This window comes from Staphylococcus sp. EG-SA-17, from assembly GCF_017151845.1.
Taxonomy (GTDB): domain Bacteria; phylum Bacillota; class Bacilli; order Staphylococcales; family Staphylococcaceae; genus Staphylococcus; species Staphylococcus aureus.
This window is the reverse complement of sequence record NZ_JACVZO010000160.1, coordinates 1-248: the sequence shown is the minus strand read 5'-3', so window position 1 is coordinate 248 and position 248 is coordinate 1. Positions and strand designations below refer to the sequence as shown.

The 248-nt window shown below is 35.5% G+C and carries 1 pseudogene; it reads right to left on the bottom strand.

Annotation, left to right across the window (positions count from 1 at the left end):
• Positions 1-122 precede the first annotated feature (122 nt).
• Positions 123-248, bottom strand: a pseudogene (locus IDG65_RS14555) (helix-turn-helix transcriptional regulator); the annotation flags it as partial.

Below are 248 nucleotides of genomic sequence, written 5' to 3'. Positions count from 1 at the left end.
CAGTCGAAGACCGAGGCTGAGACGGCACCCTAGGAAAGCGAAGCCATTCAATACGAAGTATTGTATAAATAGAGAACAGCAGTAAGATATTTTCTAATTGAAAATTATCTTACTGCTGTTTTTTAGGAATCGATGGGGTTTAAAAATTGATGATAGTTATCAATGGATATGTCTCTGGTTTGAATCGTCTTACCGAATGAATACGAAATATCTATAATATTTTCAATTTCGAGTTCGGCAGTTTTGTC